Source organism: Paenibacillus sp. XY044 (assembly GCF_002257645.1).
Lineage (GTDB): Bacteria > Bacillota > Bacilli > Paenibacillales > Paenibacillaceae > Paenibacillus_AQ.
On record NZ_NQMO01000001.1, the window covers coordinates 1,673,069 to 1,689,817 of the forward strand.

3 protein-coding genes (1 of these 3 running past the window's edge) are annotated in these 16,749 nt (G+C 55.2%); all 3 read left to right on the top strand.

Annotation, left to right across the window (positions count from 1 at the left end):
* Tightly spaced (at most 25 nt apart), the 3 genes in view from CJP46_RS07615 to CJP46_RS07625 form a layout consistent with a single transcriptional unit that may run on beyond the window.
* Positions 1 to 14,861 carry the 3' portion of an SDR family NAD(P)-dependent oxidoreductase gene (locus tag CJP46_RS07615; protein WP_094594931.1) on the top strand. 3,454 nt of this gene lie to the left of the window's left edge, so 14,861 of the gene's 18,315 nt are visible here — the last part of the coding sequence; the start codon falls outside the window, past its left edge; it ends in the stop codon at positions 14,859 to 14,861.
* A gap of 25 nt (positions 14,862 to 14,886) precedes the next feature.
* Positions 14,887 to 15,621, top strand: coding sequence for an MBL fold metallo-hydrolase (locus CJP46_RS07620; protein WP_094594932.1), 735 nt, complete (start codon positions 14,887 to 14,889; stop codon positions 15,619 to 15,621).
* Positions 15,622 to 15,642: 21 nt separating this feature from the next.
* Positions 15,643 to 16,599: an acyltransferase domain-containing protein gene (locus CJP46_RS07625; protein WP_094594933.1), complete on the top strand. Its 957-nt coding sequence runs from the start codon at positions 15,643 to 15,645 to the stop codon at positions 16,597 to 16,599.
* The last annotated feature ends 150 nt before the right edge of the window (positions 16,600 to 16,749 follow it).

Sequence of the window (16,749 nt, forward strand, 5' to 3'; positions counted from 1 at the left end):
GCTTATTCCGCGGGACCGTCATGGGGGCTTCCCGGTTAGAGGTGCAAACCGAATTCAACCGGAACATCGAGGCATGGGTTCGGGATGAACAGTTCGCGACTGTAGCGGAACTCTGGGTGCAGGGCGCCACGCTTGACTGGGAACGCTTGTACATGGACATGAATCCGCGCCGCATCAGCCTGCCGGGGTATCCATTTGCCAAGGAGCGATACTTCATCGGAGACCAGGCGAGACGCACGCCGATCGTCAATAATGAATCATCAACCGTTACGGTGAAGAGGACAATGGCTCAACCGTCCACAGGCTCAGGACGAAGAGCGGAGATGCTCGGTCTGCAAGAGGTGCAATGCCTTGAGCTGGACGTGAAGGAGCAGATTTCGGAAATTCTTCATCTGTCCGTGGAGCGGCTGAATCGCAGCGCCAATTTGGCGGATTTCGGCTTTGATTCGATCAGCCTGTCCCAACTGGCCGTCCGGCTCTCCGGACTGCTCGGGATTGAGCTTTCTCCGTCCGTCTTCTTCGGCCATTCCACGATTGATAAATTGGTGCATTACATGAGCCGGGAGTTCCCGGACGTCATCGCTGAATTTTACAGGGAAGCTCCCGCAGCAGAAGGAGTACAGCCTATCCCGACGCGGATACGGACAATGGAGATTAACAGTGACGCAAAGGGACTGCCGCGTGCTTCTTTATCGTCGTCTGAAGATCATCCGGAACCCATCGCCATCATCGGCATGAGCGGCCGGTTTCCCGGAGCCAGGAACATCGAAGAAATGTGGTCCATCCTTGCCGAGGGGCGTATCGAGGTTTCGGAAATACCCGAGGATCGGTTTGACTGGCGCTCGTACTACAGCGATTCCGGCAGGGCGCAGGGATCCATGGACAGCAAATGGCTGGGATGTCTTCCCGGTGTTAAGGAGTTCGATCCCTTATTCTTCGATATCGCTCCGAAGGATGCGGAAACGATGGATCCGAGGCAGCGGCTTCTGCTGCAGGAATCGTGGAAAGCGTTGGAGCATGCTGGATATGGGGATGCCCAAATCAAGCAGGGACGTATCGGCATGTTCGTCGGTGCCGAGCAAGGGGATTATCAGCAGCTCCTGCATGAACAAGGAATTACTTCCAACCATAATGCGATCCTTGCGGCAAGATTATCCTATTTCCTGGATTTGAAAGGACCCGTGCTAACGGTCGATACCGCTTGTTCATCCGGCCTCGCCGCCGCACATCAAGCTTGCCTTAGCCTCCGCAGCGGCGAATGCGACACCGCTATTGCCGCGGGCGTGAATCTAATGCTTACTCCCGCTCCTTACTTGGCGATGAGCCAGGCCGGCATGCTCTCCAAAGACGGGAAATGCTTGACGTTCGATAAACGGGCGAACGGCTTGGTTCCCGGAGAGGCTGTAGCCGTTGTCGTGCTGAAAAGGCTCTCCAAAGCAGAAGAAGACGGTGACCCGATCCTGGGGGTCATCCGCGGCAGCGGAATCAATTACGATGGCAGAACCAACGGAATTACCGCGCCGAGTGCGGTTGCGCAGTCGGAACTGATCCAGTCGGTGTACGATCAAGCGGGAATCCATCCGGAACAGATCGAATATATCGTTTCGCACGGGACCGGGACCAAACTGGGGGATCCGGTCGAGGTAGGCGCGTTGCAGGAAGCATTTAGACGTTACACGGATCGAAAAGCCTTCTGTGCCATCTCATCCAACAAGCCTCATTTTGGACATACATTTGCCGCATCCGGACTGGTCAACCTGATTCATTTGGTTCAGGCTTTCCGTCATGAACTGATTCCCGGCAGCACACATTTGGAGCAGGGTAATGATTTTATACAATGGGAAAACAGTCCCGTATATGTCAGCAAGGACAGCACCCCCTGGCCGGAAACGGAATCCGGACGCTTGGGCGCAGTTAGCGCCTTCGGGATGAGCGGCACAAATGTTCATATGGTCGTTCAAAGCTACGCGTCAGACCCTGAGCCCGAACCAGGAGTGGAACCTTCCCATTTCCTGTTCGCCCTTTCTGCCAAAACGAAAGAAGCGCTGGAAGCCAAAGCCCATGAATTGGCGGAATGGCTGCAAAACGACTCCCTTACCGAACAGAATCTTGTGAACGTATGCTATACGCTGCTGACGGGAAGGCAACACTTCCAGCACAGAATGGCGGTTGTGGCCAGAAATGTGCAGGAAGCCATTTTCCTATTGGCAGGATCCGGCGGTAGAGACAGACAGGCGAACCGTTTTACGGGAAAAGTACCTGTTGATTTTGCCGGACAAAGCATGATCAGTCAATACGTATCCGACTTAACCCGCAGAGCTGCGGAACAGGAAGAACCAACGGATAAATATAAGGATGTCCTTTTGGCCTTGGCGGATCTCTACTGCCAGGGATATTCCGTTGATGGAACGAACCTTTATACCGGCTGCTCTCCGCGCCGAATCGAACTGCCGTCCTATCCATTCCAGAGGGAACAATATTGGGCTGCCCATCCGATATCGATGCCAACAACCCAAGAGCAAGGTTGGCTAAGCGTTCAGCCGCAAAGCGTACCCCTCCAAACGGAAACGATTGGAAGAGCGCATGAGATTGCCGAGTCGGGATATCGTTCGTCCCCGCTTCCTGAGGAAAGCGAGGTGCTGATGTCGTTCGAGGAGGTTTGGGCCCGGGAGGATCTTCCACATGACGGTTCATTATCTTGGAAGCCGCGTACGCTGCTCTGTTTCCTGAACGAAGATGAGCATAAACAGCAGCTATTAGCGATGGTCCGTGAACGGAGCCCAGAGACCCGCGTCATGTTTATTTCCCGCCACACCCCGGATACCGGGCTGTCAGTGGACGAACATACCTTAACTGTTACCGATCCGAAAGCGTATGCGGATGCGCTCGCCAATGTGAAAGAGCGATTCCCCGAAGTGGACTCCGTTCTGTACATGTGGGCAATGGAGAATCCGGCGTTGTCCTGCGATTATGCATCGATTGTTCATATCATTCAAGCCATGGCCTCAGCCCGCTTGAAACCGAAACAGCTGCTTCTTGCGGGGCGCTATTCCAATCCGCTGGAACGCTGCCACTTGGAATCATGGATTGGATTCGAGCGCTCGCTTGGGCAGGTCATGCAGGGCATACAGGTAACTACCGCAATATTCGCTGCGGATTCCGGCCGTGAAGAAAGACCACAGGCTTGGTCCCCACACATCTGGGATGAGCTTGGAGCCGGACTCGGGCAAAGCGTCCTGTACGAGGAGGGCGACCGCCGCGTTTGCCGGGTCCGCCCTTTGGCGCATCAAGAGCTAAGCGTCGATGGACCGAGCGTCAGCAGCTGGATCCGGGAGGGTGGCACGTACTTGATTACCGGCGGCTGCGGTGGGCTGGGATTACAGTTCGCGAAGCATGCGGGAGCTAGGCACGCCGTGAACCTGATTTTGACCGGCAGATCCCCACTTGAACCGGCCAAGCGGCCGGAGATTGACGCATTGGAGGCGCTTGGCTGCAGTGTTTATTATTTGCAAGCGGATCTTTGCGATATCGAGGCTATGCGGAACGGTTTAGATGAGGCGCGGCGCCGTTTTGGAAAAATAGATGGGGTTCTTCATGCGGCAGGCATCTCGGACAGCAGAAACATTCTGCAGAAAGACGCGGAAGCGTTTTTGCAAGTGCTGGCGCCCAAAATTTCCGGCACCCTGATTCTGGATGAGCTCCTGGAGTCCGATCCACCCGAATTCGTTACTTATTTTGGTTCTTCATCCGCCGTGCTGGGCGATTTCGGTGCCTGCGACTATGCGGTGGGCAACCGCTTTGAAATGGCCTATGCGCAGCATCGGTCCGATTCGGTAATCGGGAAAACGCGAATCATCAATTGGCCGTTATGGAAAGAGGGTGGCATGGGCTTTTACGATCCGGACAGCACAGATATGTATTTGCGAACCAGCGGGCTGCGTTTGCTCGAGACGGGAGAAGGATTGGATGCTTTTGACCGCATTCTCGCGTCGAAACCAACGCAGGTGCTGCTTCTTCCGGGCCGTCCAAGCCGGGTCCGCCGTTTTCTGGGCATTTCCGGGTCTGAGGGAGATCAGATACAGGAAACGCAACCGGCTTCCAATGCAACCATTCAGTTACCTCCGGACTCCCCGGCAGGAAAAGGACGCAAAAAAGAAATGAAGGGGTGGAGCATCGAGCAGTGTCTGGAGTGGGATATCAAGGAGAGGATCGTTGAACTGCTTCACATTCCTGTCCATCATCTCGATTCCGATGAAAACTGGGCCGACTTCGGCTTTGATTCCATCCATCTGGCCCAATTCGCCACTCGGCTCAGCGAGTATTACGGTCTCGACATTTCGCCGTCGATATTTTTCGGGCAGTCGACGATCGCTAAACTGACAGGCTATTTCATGGATGAATATGAAAAACCCATGGTGTCCTTCTATGCAGAAAGGGTGGATAGAGCGGCAGAGGCAGCCAAAGAGAACGAGGAACTGACTCTGCTTGTCTCCGGAATACGGGAGTCTGCGGCGAATTCGAGCAGTCGCTTGGCTGAACGCCCAAGCCCGATACAAGCTCCGGAAGCCGTGCAAGCCGAGGTTTCCCGACCAAGTGTGTCGGAAACCCTACATTCGGTGTCGGAAGCCGCAAGTAATCGGGCAGAGCCGATTGCAATCATAGGAATGAGCGGGCGATTCCCTGGAGCCAGAACGATCGATGACATGTGGACCATTTTGTCGGAAGGAAAATCGGCCGTTTCGGAGATGCCTCTGGACCGCTTTGACTGGCAGCAGCATACCCGCGAGGCCGAAGCAGCCGGAGACAAGGTCTTCTGCCGGTGGTCCGGAACGATTCCCGGAGCCGGCGAATTCGACCCCTTGTTCTTTGAAATTTCCCCCAAGGAGGCGGAATGGATCGATCCGCGCCAGCGTCTGATGCTGCAGGAAGCCTGGCGGGCGCTGGAGGATGCCGGATATGGGGAAGAACGGCTCAAGTCAAGCACGATCGGCATGTTCGTCGGCGTCGAGGAAGGCGACTATCATTTGTTGACTAAAGAACAGGGCAGCATCACTTCCAATCACAATGCGATCCTGGCAGCAAGATTATCCTACGTACTCAACCTGTCGGGGCCGAATATGGCGATTAACACCGCATGCTCTTCCGGGCTGGTGGCTGTGCATCAAGCCTGCATGAGCCTACGAAACGGGGAATGCGATACCGCCGTTGCCGCAGGCGTCAACTTGATGCTCACACCCGATGCCTACGATGGCATCAGCCATGCGGGCATCCTGTCGGAGGACGGAACATGCTACGCCTTTGATCAGCGGGCCAACGGTACCGTTCCGGGTGAAGCGGTGGCGGTGATCGTACTGAAACGCTTGTCGAAAGCAGTGGCCGATCGGGACCCGATCTATGCGGTGATCCGCGGAAGCGGCGTCAATTATGACGGAAAGACCAACGGCATCACGGCACCGAGCGAAACGGCTCAAGCGCGCTTGATTCGTGACGTCTACCGGCAGTATCAAATTGACCCGGAACGGATTGAGTATATCGTCACGCACGGCACCGGAACCAAGCTCGGGGACCCGGTCGAAATCAACGCATTAAATGAGGCGTTCCGGACCTTTACGGGCAAACGGCGGTATTGTGCGGTAACGTCAGCCAAAACCAATTTCGGACATACGTTTGCGGCCTCAGGCCTCGTCAGCCTGGTCAATCTAGTTATGGCTATGCGTCATGGCGTCATTCCAGCAAGCCTGAATTTCGAGCGTGAAAATGAGTACATCCGTTGGGACGGCAGTCCGTTTTACGTTAATGGGGCCAGACGGACATGGGAAGCCTCGAACGAGGGTACCCGGTTAGGTGCCGTCAGTGCCTTCGGCATGAGCGGGACCAATGCGCATATGGTGGTGGAAAGCTATCCGGAGGCGGCAAACCGGGCGGCAGCCGAAAATCCGCCGTATTACCTGCTTCTGCTGTCGGCCAAGACCAAAGAAGCACTGAAGACCCGAGCGGCGGACTTGACCGAGTACCTGGCTGCGGGGGATCGGTCCGATGAAGAGCTTAGGGAGATCAGCTACACCCTGCTTCAAGGGCGGCAGCATTTTCAATACCGGTCGGCTGTCGTGATCCGAGACTTGTCGGATGCCCAAAACGTGCTGCAGCAGTCCCTTCAGGGCGTGAACTCCCCTCATTACGTAGAGGGCAGGGTATCCCGCCAATTCACCGCTCAACGGGCATTGAACCAGTATGTCGATGAGCTGATGCGGCAAAGCCAAGGGCAATGGGGAGATGCGCAAACATACCGGGACACGCTGCTCGCTCTTGCGGATTTGTACTGTCAAGGCTATACCTTGGATGGAGATCGAATGTTTGGCGAGGAATCGCCGGGCATCGTCCATCTGCCAACCTACCCTTTTGCCCGTGAATATTATTGGGTGAAGGCGGCACAAGACCAAAGCGACGACAAGTCCACAGACGTGACGACTGGCCGTGGAAGGATCGATAAGCTTTCCATACAGGAAGATAGAGAGCCTACTCTGCCGAAGGATGAATTCTCCCCGAATGACGTTAGGCTCGAAACAGAACTGGAAGGTCAACTTCTTTCCAACGAAGTCGACCATCATGAAGAAACGGCGCTGGCGGCAGCGGCAGTCAACCATTTAAGAACGATCGTGGCCGAGGTCACCGGCATTCCATACGATCGGTTGGAGGATGAAGCCTCCTTTGAGGAAATCGGTCTCGATTCCTTGATGATCACCGGACTGAACGCCAAGGTCGAACAGTGGATCGGGACGCTGGAGTCCACCTTGTTCTACCAATATAACAATATCCAGCAGCTCGCCGGCTATTTGGCGGTTCATCACAAGAAGGCGGTGGAGTGCCTTCTTCCCGGTGTTTCCCAGTCCATGTCGATCCCTATCCCTGCTCCGGAAGACCGGATATTGGCCAAGCCTACCTTCCCAGTGGAGGAACCAACCGCGGCGCCATCTCACCGGGAAAGCCAAGATTCAGCAATTAAGTTCGAGGCACGTCCAGATGCCGGCGCCGTACCGGGGCTAAACCCAAGACCAACGGACGCACAGAAGGAAGCCATCGATATTGCCATCATCGGTTTGGCGGGTCGATATCCCCAGGCGGATACGCTGGATCAGTTTTGGACGAATCTTTATGAAGGAAAAGACTGCATCGAAGAAATTCCTGCAAACCGCTGGCCGTTAAAAGCTTTCTACGAGCCGGACCGGACCAAGGCGGTGGCGAATGGGCTGAGCTACAGCAAATGGGGAGGTTTCCTGGATCGGATCGAATATTTTGACCCGCTGTTTTTCAACATCTCGCCCCGGGATGCCATGTACATGGATCCGCAGGAAAGGCTGTTTCTGGAGACGGCCTGGGCGTGCGTGGAAGATGCCGGCTATACCCGCGATTCGCTGAGACAGGACGGTTACGGGAACCAGATCGGCGTATTCGTGGGGGCCACGTTTAACAATTACCAGCTCTATATGGCTGATGCCGCGAACAAAGCCAATCAGGAGGAGTATCTCGCAACGAGCCAAATGTTTTCGATCGCCAATAGAGTCTCCTACGTGATGAACTTTACCGGACCGAGTCTCACGGTGGATACCGCCTGCTCCTCATCCCTGTATGCCGTGCATCTGGCCTGCGATAGTATCCGAAACGGCCAATCGCGGATGGCCATTGCCGGCGGCGTGAATTTGTCGCTTCATCCGAGCAAATACGTGACGCTCTGCCAGGGACAATTCAATGCGTCGGATGGACGCTGCCGGGCATTTGCCGAAGGGGGTACCGGCTATGTTCCGTCCGAAGCGGTCGGCGCCGTCCTGCTGAAACCGCTGGATGAAGCAATCCGGGATCATGACCAAATCTATGGGGTGATCAAAGGAACCGCCGTCAGTCACGCGGGCAAAACCAACGGATATACCGTTCCCAGCCCGGTTTCCCAGTCTCAGGCAATCGACAAAGCGCTGGGGCAGAGCGGAATTCATCCGCGAACCGTCAGCTGCATCGAAGCCCACGGCACGGGGACGGCGCTCGGCGACCCGATCGAAGTGAAGGGACTGACCGACGTTTTCACAAGGTATACCGATGCAAAAGGTTACTGTTCCATCTCGTCGGTAAAATCGAACATCGGGCATGCCGAAGCGGCCGCCGGGATTGCGCAATTAACCAAAGTGCTGCTTCAGATGAAGCACCGGACGCTTGTTCGCAATGTGATGCACGCCGGACTGAATCCCAACATCGATTTTGGTCGGACGCCTTTTACCGTCCAGACGGCAACCGCTCCATGGGAGCGACCGGTCATTGACGGCAGGGAATACCCGCGCAGATCCGGCATTTCTTCGTTTGGAGCGGGTGGCGCAAATGCGCACGTCATCGTGGAAGAATACAACGCCGATCCGCAGGATAACCGTAACGTTAATGGAACCGGTAACCGAACCTTGATTCTGTTGTCCGCCAAAAACGAGGACCGGGTCAAGGCCCAAGCGGAGCGGCTGCTGTCCTCGATACGCCGCGGGCAGTGGACCGATGAACAGCTGCCGGACCTTGCTTACACCCTTCAAGTCGGGCGCGAGGCGATGGAGGAAAGGTTGGGCATAAGCGCACAAAGCCTTGAGGAGCTTGAGAAGAAGCTCGATGCTTTTATGGAAGGAAGAGGGCTCGGCAAAGACTACATTCGGGGACAGGCTAAACGGAATAAAGAGATCGTGTCCGTCATTGAGGCAGACGCCGACTTTCAGGAGACTGTGCTGAAATGGATGGAACGGGAAAAATACGATCAGTTATTGGGACTGTGGGTCAAAGGACTGAATGTGGATTGGGGCCTCCTTTACGGGGAACGTAAGCCATTCCGCATCAGCCTGCCAACGTATCCTTTTGCAGGTGAACCATATTGGGTTCCCGAGATGGATAACTCATCCGTGCCTCGAGTTGAACAGACGGCATCTAGCGGTCCCCGGTCAGCTGTTCTTCATCCGCTCTTGCACCGCAACACTTCGGACATATCGGGCGTCCGATTCAGTTCCACGTTCGACGGGACGGAATTTTTCCTGGCGGATCATGTGGTGAAGGGAAAACCGGTCCTTCCGGGCGTCGCTTATTTGGAGATGGCGATCGAGGCCGTGACACAAGCGATACCGGAAGCCGGCGTTCAGCACGGGCATCCCGATATCCGGTTGAAAAACGTGGTATGGGCCCGGCCGATCGCGATAGAGGAAACGCCTGTGGAAGTCCATGTGGATCTGCTGCAGGATGATCACGGCGAGATTGCCTATGAAGTTTATACCGTCCAACATCATGCGGATGAGCAAGCGGAAATGATCCTGCACAGCCAGGGTTCCGCGACCATCGGCATCTGTGGCGAGCGCCCGGCGATCGACTTACAGAAAGCCCGTTCCCGCTGCCGTCCCGATCCGATCCCGGCCGAAGAGCTTTATGCGCTGTACGGCAGCATGGGGATCCAGTACGGTCCGGCACATCAAGGAATTCGGGGTTTATGGACGGGAGACGGGCAGGTCGTTGCAGAAATCGCGCTTCCTGAGGTACTGGCGGAAACAAAAGCGGATTTCTTGCTTCATCCAAGCCTGCTCGATTCCGCGCTTCAGGCGACCCTCGGCTTTGTGTTGGGGCCGGACCGGAAGGCCGAAGGAGAGACAAAACCCGGTCTTCCGTTCGCCCTGCAAGAACTGGAAGTCTATGGTCGCTGCCCCGCAGCGGTGTGGGCGGTGATCCGATATAGCGAAGACCACAAGCCTAACAGCCCGGTTCAACGGGTGGATATTGATGTATGCGATGAGAACGGGACGGTCATGGTGCGCATGGAAGGATTTTCCACCAGGGTGTTGGAGGCGACCCCGGCTGTTAAAGAACCGGAGGACGATGCTGGCGTGCTGTTGTTTGAGCCCGTTTATTCGGAGAGTCCGGCGCCTTTGTATGGAGGGATGCCGTCTTATGCCAGCCGCTTAGTGTTTCTGTGCGATTTGGAAGAAGCCCCCGCCATCGGAATAAACTCCACAGAGTCGGCAGTTCCTACCCGGTGTGTCGCAATGAACAGCGCGACCGGAAACATGGCGGAGCGTTATGCTTCATACGCGGAAACCGTGTTCACCGAGATCCGGAGCGTTTTACGTCAGAAACCGAAGGATCGGGTTCTCATCCAGGTGGTGATGTCGGGCCGCGAGGAGCATCGGTATCTCGCAGGACTTGGCGGTTTATTGAAAGCCGCACAGTCGGAGAGCTCCAAGCTGGTGGGCCAGGTGATTGAGCTTGATCGCATCGATTCCGGTTTTATCAATCGATTGGACGAGTGCGCGATGTGTCCGGCCGATTCCCGTATCCGCTATGCGGACGGCAAACGCTGGACAGCGGAATGGAGCGAGCTTGTGGGCAAATCAGATATGCTAGCGCTACCATGGAAAGATCAGGGCGTATACTTGATCACCGGCGGCACAGGCGCCTTGGGATTGATCTTTGCCCGGGAAATCGCTAGTCAGGTTCAATCGCCAACTTTGATCCTCACCGGCCGTTCGCCGCAATCCACTGCCGTGGATCAAGCCATGCGCGATTTAAGCGACGCCGGAGCCCAAGTGATATACAAGCAGGCGGACATGGCGGACCGTGAGCAAACGGCGGACCTGCTCCGGTGGGCAGCGGAACGGTATGGAACGATTAACGGGATCATTCATGCGGCGGGCATCATCCGGGATAATTTGATCGTCAACAAAGAAGTCGACGAACTGCAGGGCGTGCTGTCGGCGAAAGTCGCAGGCCTTGTTAACTTGGACGAAGCCAGCCGCGACCAGCCGCTGGACGTTCTGATTGCGTTCTCCTCCGTGGCCGGAGCCACGGGCAATCCAGGGCAAGCCGATTACTCGGCAGCCAACGCTTTTATGGATGCCTATGCCGTCTACAGAAACCATTTGGCCCAAGCGGGACAGCGGCATGGACGCATGCTGTCGGTCAATTGGCCGCTGTGGAAGGAAGGCGGCATGTCCGTGGACGAGGATGTCGTAAAAATCATGCGCCAAACGTTGGGCACCTGGCCGATGGAAACCGGGGATGGAATCCGGGCCCTGTATCAAGGAATGGCTGCGGGAGCGGATCAGGTTGTAGCCATGGCCGGGCTCGGTTCGAAAATCCGTGCCAGAATGCTGCCATCGAATCCGTCGCCTTCAGCAGTACAAGTACAGGATGCCGATATACCATCCAGGGAAACAGGCGCGGATACGTTGGAACAGACATACGCCGTGCTGCGGGAATGTGTTTCCCATCTCCTCAAAGTCAAAGAGGAAGATATCGACGCCGATTCCGAGTTCAGCGATTACGGATTCGACTCCATTTCCCTGACCCAATTGGCCAATTTGCTGAATGAAAAGTACCAGTTGGAGCTTACGCCCACGCTGTTCTTTGAGTACACGACGCTGGGCGGTTTTGCGGAATACTTGATGGACCGACATGCCGATGCATTTTCGGATCGCGCCGCTCCGGAAACCAGCCAAGCTGCGGCTCATGGATCTGCAAACGTCCGTTTTGCTGACGAAAAGGATTCAGAGGATGCCCTGCCGAATGCGGCAGGGCGCACGATCCCTGTTAAGCCAAGGGGCGGATATCCCAGGCGATCCCGTGCCCCGTTGAGCGGAAAATCCGTAACAGATTCAGGACAAGGCAATTTAACCGAGCCACCGGAACCCCCAGTTGTGAAGATGCTTTCCGAGCCGGAGCCGGTTGCGATTGTCGGTGTCAGCGGTGTCTTCCCTGGCGCAAAGAACATCCATGAATTTTGGACGAATATATTAGACGGCAAGAACACCATCACCGAAATTCCCACGGATCGATGGGACTGGCGGGATTATGCCGGCGAATCCGCGGTGGAAGGAACGGCAACCAGCGTGAAATGGGGAGGCTTTATCGATGGGGTCAAAAATTTTGATCCCTTGTTCTTCGGTATTTCGCCAAGGGAAGCGGAACTGATGGATCCGCAGCAAAGGCTGCTGCTGATGGAAGCCTGGAAGGCTGTGGAAGACGCGGGAATCGCAGTGCAGCGGCTATCCGATCATAGTACGGGCGTCTTTGTCGCCGCCGGTCCAGGGGACTATATGAGCATGACGGGCATCGAACAAGGGAATCCGCAAGCCATGACCGGCGTCGTTCCTTCCCTGATTCCGAACCGGATTTCCTATGCGCTGAATCTGCACGGACCAAGCGAATATTATGAAACGGCATGTTCGTCCACGCTGGTGGCCCTCCATCGTGCCGTTCGCTCCATTCAGGGCGGGGAATGCGATCAGGCGATTGTAGGCGCCGTGAATCTGTTGATTTCACCCGATCCGTTTGTCGGGTTTGAATCGATGGGATATTTAAGCCCGGAGGGACGGGCATCATCATTTCAGCCGGATGCGAACGGATTCGTCCGCAGCGAAGGGGTTGGTGCCGTCATGCTGAAACCTCTGTCCCGTGCTATAGCGGACCGGCACGAAATTTACGCCGTTATTCGAGGGACGGGCATATCCCATGGCGGCAAAGGCATGTCGCTGACATCGCCCAATGCCCAAGGGATGAAGACGGCTATGAAGCAAGCTTTCCGTCAGTCCGGTATCGATCCGAGGACGGTTTCGTACATCGAAGCACATGGGATTGCGTCTCCCATGGCAGACGGAGTCGAAATCCATTCCCTCAAAACAGGTTATCTCGAGATGGCGGAAGAAATCTCCTCCAAACCGTGGGATGATCCGTGCTATGTCGGTTCGCTTAAGCCGTTAATCGGACACTGCGAGGTCGCTTCAGGAATGGCCTCTCTCATCAAAGTGCTCTGCGCTTTCCGACATAAGGTGATACCTGGAATACACGGTTTTACGGAGCCGAGCGGCCAAATTTCCTTGAATGGCAGCCCGCTTCGTCTGACCTCGGAGCACCTGACTTGGCCCGCATTAACGGATGCGGAAGGGCGGGAGCTTCCACGAAGGGCCGCGTTGAACAGCTTCGGGATCGGAGGGGTGAACGGGCATATCCTCTTGGAGGAGTACACCTCTCCACACACGGAGGCGGCGCCGGAACATCCTGCAAACAGGAAGCACCTATTTGTTTTGTCTGCGCGAAACGGGGACCGCTTGAAAGCCTATGCCCGTCAGATGCTTGAATATATCGAGTGCATGGAGCGTCTGCCGCTCGCGGATATGGCGTATACGCTTCAGCTGGGCAGAGAAGCCATGCATTCACGCCTCGCCCTGATCGCCGGCACCCGTGAGGAACTGCTTGCCGGAATAAGTGCATTTTTGCAGGATGGCAAAATGACCGGGTTAGCAGTATCCAGTGCGGTTTCTATTGCTGCCGGCAGTGCGGAAAGCCCGCCAAAGGATGTTTCTGAGCTGGATGTTGCCGCATGGATAGCAGGAGAAAATATTCAGAAGCTTGCCGCGTGTTGGGTACAGGGTGTCAGGGTGCCATGGGAGCAGCTGTATCAAGGAAGCAAACAGCGCCGAATCCCGCTGCCGACTTATCCATTTGAAACCAGAAGGTGCTGGCGCGATATCCCGATGAGCAGCCGGGAAGCGGAAAGCACAGCCAAGATGAACAACTTGGCTTGGGAGGAGACCGAGGCAGCCGCTGCCGCCATACAGGTAGGCAAACGGGTCACTGGAATCGTAAGCGCACTGCTTGGGATGGATCCCGAAGAAATGAATCCCGACCTTCCGCTGGATCAATACGGGCTCGATTCGATTCTGTACATGCAGCTGCTGCAGCGGCTGCAGCAGCACGTCGATCCGGGAATCGACTTGTCGAGCCTTCAGGAATGCCATACTCTTAGGGATTTGATTCAGATTGTCCCGCCATCCGTTGTCCAAACGCAGCGGGACGCTCCCATTCATGGCGAACGGCGGGTTACAGGCGAAGTCAGGACATGGCCAGCGTTTCCGGAGCTGATTTTGCTGAACGCAGGTTTACAGACGATGCGGCCGGTTTTCTGGTTTCACGGCGGCCTTGGCGGCGTAGAGATGTACCAGGATCTATCACGCCAGAGCGATCGACCATTCTACGGCATTCAGGCAAGAGGATGGATGTCTGAACGGGCGCCGCTTCAGGGGGTGGCCGCTATGGCAGCCTATTATGTGCATATGATTCTCTCCGTTCAACCCGAGGGACCGTACGATCTTGGCGGCTACTCCCTAGGCGGCGTGTTGGCCTACGAAGTTGCGAGACAGCTTCAGGAGCTGGAGCACAAGGTAAATACCGTTGTCATGCTCGATTCCCCGTATGGTGAAGCTTTTCAGCAAGGGGAGATTTCCAGGCCGACAGCGGTGCTGCAGGCGGTCAATCTCGCCTTGGCTTCAAACCAGTTTCAGCGTCCGGACACTTTTGCTGAAACCCTCATCCACAGGGACGAGCTGGAGCTTGCCGCGGACGAAGAAGGGCTCTTGCGGCAGCTTATACAGCTAGGTTACGGGCGAGGGCTAACCAAAACAGAGCAGCAGATCCGCGGGATGATTGATGCAAATATCAAAATGCAGCACGCATACCAATTTGACCGTTTCTCGGTGAAGCCGCTCAGTAATGCAGCAGAGATCACCTGCTATTATTTCCGTAATAAACGAGGCTTGATTTTCGGAGAACTCGAACCGTACTTTTCCATTCACGAAGACACAACACCATTGGACCAAGCGGCTTATTGGGAAGAATGGGGGCGGCAGTTCCCCAATATTCACATGATAGACATCGATCCGTCCAATCATATGGTGCTGCTCTCGGAACCTCAGTCTTATGAGAAGATCTACGAGTTCTGCGCCCGGTTATACTCGAAGGAAGGCGCTTCAGAGGCATTTCTGAACGATTTTAAAAGAAGAACGGCAAACGCTATAGGCGGCTAAGCGCGGACCACGGTCGTGAGGCTGTATGCTCCGCCATGCGGCCGGGACCCAAGCTTCCGTTGAAGAACAGGAGAGGAGGGGAGCTCAACTGAGCTACGACGTTTATCCGCTGCGAACCGTTTCCCTGCCTTTTATCAATTACACGTATATCGTGGTGGATTCCCGCAATCACCAAGCCATGCTGGTTGATCCGGCTTGGGACATCCAAGCGATTACAGGAAAACTGAAGGAGCTGCAAGTGGAAGTGCAAGGAATCCTGCTGACGCATTCCCATGAAGACCATGTTCATTTAGCATCCGATTTAACGGAAATATACGATTGTGCCGTTTACATGTCCGCGGTAGAGGCAGAAGACTACGCCTTCAGATGCAAAAATTTGATAAAGGTGTATGATAGAGAAATACTGCGCTTTGGAGAAACTACGGTGACGTGCATATGGACGCCAGGGCACACCTCGGGAAGCATGTGTTACTTTCTGCGGGAATGCGTGTTCACTGGGGATACGCTTTTCATTGAAGGGTGCGGGGGATGTCAATTTAGAGGGAGTTCGGCAGACCAGATGTTTGACAGCATTCAAAAAATCAAAGCCTGTGTTACTCCCGACATGCGCGTTTTTCCCGGCCATTCCTTCGGTGAAGCACCCGGTGCAAGTTTTGCCCGCTTGTATGACCGGAACATTTACGTGCAGCTGGAGTCCCGCAAGCACTTTGTCGACTTCCGTATGAGGCCGAACCAAAGCAAAGCGTACCATTTTCAATAATCTGGAGGTTACTTCACCATCATGGCAAAACCCGTCGTTTTCTTGTTTCCCGGTCAAGGCTCCCAATATTACCAGATGGGAATCGAACTCTACGAACGGCATTCCGGATTCCGGTCATGGATGGACCGGATGGACCGGCGGCTGTATCAATCGGCGGGCAGGTCTGTCGCCCTGGAACTGTACGGCAGCGGCCGTAAAGCGGGCGAACCTCTGGATCATTTATCCTACAGCCATCCGGCCATCTTTATGGTGGAATATGCATTGGCGCAAGTGATGATAGAAAACGGGGTATATCCGGATATCGTGCTGGGGACGAGCTTAGGCGAGTTTGCATCCTGTGCCGTTGCCGGCGTAATCGATTGGGAAACGGCTTTGGAGCTTGTTGCCGCTCAAGCCGACGTGGTCCAGCAGACTTGCGAGCCGGGCGGCATGATCGCCATCGTAAGCGATCCCGCGATGTTCGAGCAAACCGCTGAGCTGCATAAGCACACCGAGCTGGCCGCCGTGAATTTTCATTCCCACTTCGTCGTATCCGGCACGGCCGAAGGCATCCGGCAGGCGGAAGCGTACTTAACGCAAACCCGGACTGCCCATCAGGTGCTGCCGGTGCGTTACGGGTTTCACTCCGCGTCAATCGACGCGGCGGAAGCGGCGTATAAACCTTACCTGAAAGGAATCAAGTTTAACCGGCCGCAGGTGAAGCTGATTTCCGGTCTATATGGGATGGGTATCACGTCTTTATCTTCAGACTATGTCTGGGATGCCGTTCGGCATCCGATCCGGTTTTTGGAAGCGATCCAGCGGCTGAGCCCCACAGAGCATATCTGCGTTGATCTAGGGCCGTCCGGAACACTTGCCAATTTCACGAAGCATTTGTGGAAAACAGTATCCGGCTCAGGAGTTTATAGCGTGCTCAGTCCTTTTCAAAAAGATTTGGAGCGATTGGAAACGTTGATGATCCGAATTCAGCATGCATAGCGGTAGTTTTGATCCCATCCCATTCCTATAAGCAGGGGATGGGATTTTTTTATGGGAACTAGTGTGAATCGAGTATGTAAGGATGTCGCAGAACTGAATCAATGTGGTTTGAGAACATATAGACAACATAATATATGTTATGTAAACCAT

What these genes read in the sequence shown, in the direction of transcription:
- CJP46_RS07625 (WP_094594933.1), top strand. Translation starts at nt 15,643, where the DNA reads ATGGCAAAACCCGTCGTTTTCTTGTTTCCCGGTCAAGGCTCCCAATAT.
- CJP46_RS07620 (WP_094594932.1), top strand. Translation starts at nt 14,887, where the DNA reads ATGCTCCGCCATGCGGCCGGGACCCAAGCTTCCGTTGAAGAACAGGAG.